This is a genomic window from Stenotrophomonas sp. P5_B8 (genome assembly GCF_054049855.1).
This window is the reverse complement of sequence record NZ_JBFULO010000605.1, coordinates 1-1,808: the sequence shown is the minus strand read 5'-3', so window position 1 is coordinate 1,808 and position 1,808 is coordinate 1. Positions and strand designations below refer to the sequence as shown.

At 66.8% G+C, this 1,808-nt stretch carries 2 protein-coding genes; one reads left to right on the top strand and one right to left on the bottom strand.

Translation table 11 applies throughout. From position 1 onward, the window contains the following. Positions 1-457 precede the first annotated feature (457 nt). Positions 458-1,285 (bottom strand): inositol monophosphatase family protein, encoded by an 828-nt coding sequence (locus ACXJKH_RS19865; protein WP_457321941.1) that lies wholly within the window; start codon positions 1,283-1,285, stop codon positions 458-460. A 121-nt stretch (positions 1,286-1,406) separates the two neighbouring features. On the opposite strand from ACXJKH_RS19865, the gene ACXJKH_RS19860 reads away from it, so the two are divergent. Then, positions 1,407-1,808 (top strand): RNA methyltransferase (locus ACXJKH_RS19860; RefSeq protein ID WP_457321939.1); only part of this gene is annotated, 402 nt, incomplete at its 3' end.

The window sequence follows — 1,808 nt, the reverse complement described above, 5'->3', positions numbered from 1 at the left end:
CTGGAAGAGCGCATCGCCGCCCTGAAGGCGGCTGGCAATACGGTGGTCTGATTTTCGATCGCGGCCTGTTGTAATGAAACGCCCGGCCCCTTGGCCGGGCGTTTTGTTTTCTGGACGCAACGGCAGCTCAACGGCCAGGGTCGCGGCCTGAGTCGGTCAGGGCGGGAGGCGTGCGGGTCGGCGCCGTGATCGCGCCTCCAGCYCTTTCGTTGCGCACCCGCACACTGTCAAAAGGTGGGTACGGGTGGGTTGGCGGGACCGTCGKGCGCCATGGATGGCGCACGCGAGCCTCCATGGAGGGATTTACGGCGTGTCCCGCCAACCCACCCGTACCCGCCCAAGCCAGCAGACGCGCACCGCCGCCGCGGCTGCTCCTGCTCCTGCGTTTGCGTTGCACCACCAACAAACAAAAACGGCGCCCGAAGGCGCCGTTTCAAGCTGTCGCAGTCGCGGCCGATCAGAACTTGGCGTCGAACTCCRCCGCGTAGCCGGTGTTGACCAGCACCTTCTGCAGCACGTCGGTGTTCTTCACGTTGCCGGCCACAATCTGCTGGGTCTCCGGACCCCGGCTGTCCATGCGGGCCGGGGTGGCGCCCTTGAAGTCGCAGACGCGGCCGCCGGCCTCGCGCACCAGCAGCACGCCGGCCGCGATGTCCCAGGCCTTCACGCCGGCCTCGAAGTAGGCATCGGCACGGCCGCAGGCCACGTAGGCCAGGTCCAGTGCCGCCGAACCCGTGCGGCGCACGTCCTCGGCATGCACCAGCAGCGCATCCACTGCCTTCAGCTGCGCACTGGTGCGCTGGCGCTCGCGCGGGGCGAAGCCGGTGTGGATCATTGCACCGTTCATGTCCTTGCGATCGGCCACGCGGATACGGCGGTCGTTGAGCACCGCGCCGGCACCACGGCTGGCCGTGAACAGTTCATTGCGGAGCGGGTCGAAGATCACCGCATCGATCGGCTCGCCGTTTTCCACCAGCGCGATGGACACGCAGTAGTGCGGGAAGCCGCGCAGGTAGTTGCTGGTGCCGTCCAGCGGGTCGATGACCCACATGTAACGGTTCACACCCTGCAGGCCACCTTCTTCGGCCATGATCCCGTATTCCGGGTAGGCGCGCTTGAGTTCCTTGACGATGACCTTTTCCGCATCCGCATCGACTTCACTGGCATAGTCCATGCGCCCCTTCTCTACGACGTTCAACGCCTCGAGCTTGTTGATGTTGCGCAACAGGACGTTGCCGGCGAGGCGGGCGGCCTTGACCATGACGGTGACGGCGGGTTTCTGCATGGCGAAAAGCTCCCGTAAAGGCAGAGTGGGTATGTTTGGCGGGGGAAAAGAGCGGTCCCGGCGCAGAGGCCGGTCGCACAGTTTACCATCTGTGGCTTGTCTGCTCGCGTTTGGCCTGTTCATGTCCATTGAAACCGCTCCGTCCCGTATCCGATTCGTCCTGGTCGGCACCCAGCACCCCGGCAACATGGGCGCTGCGGCGCGCGCCATGAAGACCATGGGCCTGGGCCGGCTGGTCCTGGTCGCCCCCGAAAAGCCGCTGGATGAAGAGGCGTTCAGGCGCTCGGCCGGCGCCGAGGACGTCCTCGGCGACGCCCCCGTCGTAGGCACCCTGGCCGAGGCCGTGGCCGACTGCACCCTCGTGCTGGGCTGCACCGCCCGCGCCCGTCGGGTCCAGCTGGAAGAGCTGCTGCCCACCGTGGCCGCCCAGCGCSCCCTGGCCAAGGCCGCCSAGCCCGACGCCGAAGTCGCCTTCGTGTTCGGCCGCGAGCGCACTGGACTGACCAACGAAGAACTGCAGCTT